This is a genomic window from candidate division KSB1 bacterium, from assembly GCA_016214895.1.
Lineage (GTDB): Bacteria > Electryoneota > RPQS01 > RPQS01 > RPQS01 > JACRMR01.
In genome coordinates this window covers 1-2,399 of sequence record JACRMR010000019.1, presented here as the reverse complement: position 1 = coordinate 2,399, position 2,399 = coordinate 1, and the positions used below count along the sequence as shown (strand labels likewise).

Sequence of the window (2,399 nt, the reverse complement as noted above, 5' to 3'; positions counted from 1 at the left end):
GAAGGCGTTGGTCGGCACGGTGAAGACACGCTCCGAGGCAAAGACCGGAATGTCGCTCACCACCCGCACCGGTCCGCTCTGCACGCCCACCCAGCGCGGGGTGACATTCGCCCCCGGCGCGATGGAGTAACTGCCCTGCAGCACGCCGTCCATGTAGATTTCCACGTTGGCGGTCTGCGTGGTCGAGGGGTTGCCCACCAAAATCCACGTGCGCATGTTGCTGCCGCTCACATTGGGATAGCCGTGATCGTAGTACGGGAACCAGTATTCAGTGGTGAACTGGTTGAAGGGATAGCCCATCACTTCGTTGAAGGAGTTCTGCGTGCCAGACAGCGTGTATTCCGACGCCACGATGTTCACGCCGTTGGTCGAGACCACCCGCAGCGGTCCGCCCACTTTGGCAGCATAGCGCTGTTTGAGGGTGGCATTGGGCGCGATGCTGTAACTGCCCATCTTGGTCGCGCCAATGTAAATGTCCACGCTGGCAGATTGCGAAGATGAAGTGTTGCCCACCAGCACGTAAGTGTCCATGTACACGGTGTCGTACCACGGGAACCAGTATTCGGTGGTGAACTGATTGGCGGGGTAGCCCATCACTTCGTTGAAGGAGTTGTACGGCACCGTGAAGACACGCTCGGAAGCGAAGATATTCACGCCGTTGGTCGAGACCACCCGCACCGGTCCGCCGACCACTCCTATCCAGCGCGGGGTGACGTTGGCGCCCGGCGCGATGCTGTAACTGCCCTTCAGCACCCCGCCGATGTAGATTTCGACTTCAGCGGTTTGGGTGGTGGAGGGGTTGCCGACCAGAATCCAGGTGCGCATCTTGCTGCCTGTCACGTTGGGATAACCGTGGTCGTAATAGGGGAACCAGTATTCGGTGGTGAACTGGTTGATGGGGTAACCCGCCAGTTCGTTGTAACTGCCCCCGGAGGTGACAACCTGCGTGGTGAAGATACTATCCCCGTTCAGGCTTTTTATTTTCACCGGACCACCCTGCAAGGCTGAGTAACTCTGCGACATACTCTCTGATGAAGGAAGATTGTAGTCTCCCTTGGAGTCGTTGCCGATCGTGACATTGATTCGAGCGACAGATGTTATGGTCAGCGTGAAGTTCTGAACAGCATCAGGACCAACCCCATTGCTGGCAGTAAAAGTAAGCGGGTAAGTGCCATCCGTTCCCGGCGTTGCTGTGCCGCTTAAAACGCCTGTTGATGGATTGAACGTGATGCCGCCAGGTAAAGTACCGGTCATAGATAAAGCAGGAAGCGGGTTTCCATTGAATGTAACGGTAAAGCTGGAAGGCACACCCACGTTGAATGTCACATTATCTGCACTGGTGATGGCGGGATCTTCGGTAGCGTTGACGTTCTCGGTCAAATCGGTAGCAGGCAGGTAGTTGATATTGCCCGCCTGGCTGTATTGGACAGTGCAGGTGCCGGTGCCGCTGACCATGGTAAAGGTGGCGCCGCTGTTCGTGCAAACTGCGGGGGTTGTGCTGCTATAGGTCACTGGCAGGCCGGAAGAAGCGGTTGCAGCCACTGTGAAATTCGAGCCGTTGGCGGCACTGGCAGGCGCATGGGTAGTGATGGTGATGGTTTGGCTGGCTTGTGTGATAGTAGCAGTTGTCGTTGCCGTTGTACTTGCCAGGGAATAATTTCCAGCGTCGGTGCCGCTAATGGTGATGCCGCTTACGCTGACCGTTTTGCCACTGCCAGCATTTGGATCTGAGAAAACGGCGGAAGCATAATTGACAGACAGCACATCTCCGGAAAGTCGATCGTCAGAAAGAGTTACCGTTGCTGTAACCGTGCCGTCATACACCTTGTCAACGCCTGTGGCGGTCACCGTTAGCGTGCGCTGTGTAATACTAGCGGTCGTGGTCGGCTGGGTCAGGGAGTAGTTGCCCGCGTCTGCGCCGCTGAGGCTCAAGCCCGAGACCGTGACGGTCTTGCCTGCGCCGACGCTCTTGTCGCTGAACGCGCCGGCGGCAGAGGCAGTGTTGAGGGTCACCGTATCGCCGCTCACCACGCCCACCAGGGAGGCGGAGGCGGTGTTGAGCGTCGCGGTGGTGTTCCCGTCGTAGGTCTTGTTCGCGGCGGTGATTCCGCTCACGGTCAGCGCCTTGGCGGTGATGTCGGCGGTCGTGGTCGGCTGGGTCAGGGAGTAGTTACCCGCGTCCGCGCCGCTGAGGCTCAAGCCCGAGACCGTGACGGTCTTGCCCGCGCCGACGTACTTGTCGCTGAATGCGCCGCTTGCGCTGGCGGTGTTGATGGTCACCGTGTCGCCGCTCACCACGCCCACCAGCGAGGCGGAGGCGGTGTTGAGCGTCGCGGTGGTGTTCCCGTCATAGGTCTTGTTTGAGGCGGTGATCCCGCTCACGGTCAGCGCCTTGGCGG

General features: G+C 59.0%; 1 protein-coding gene. It reads right to left on the bottom strand.

Annotation, left to right across the window (positions count from 1 at the left end; translation table 11 throughout):
- Positions 1-2,399 (bottom strand): putative Ig domain-containing protein (locus HZB60_09875; protein ID MBI5060071.1); only part of this gene is annotated, 2,399 nt, incomplete at both ends.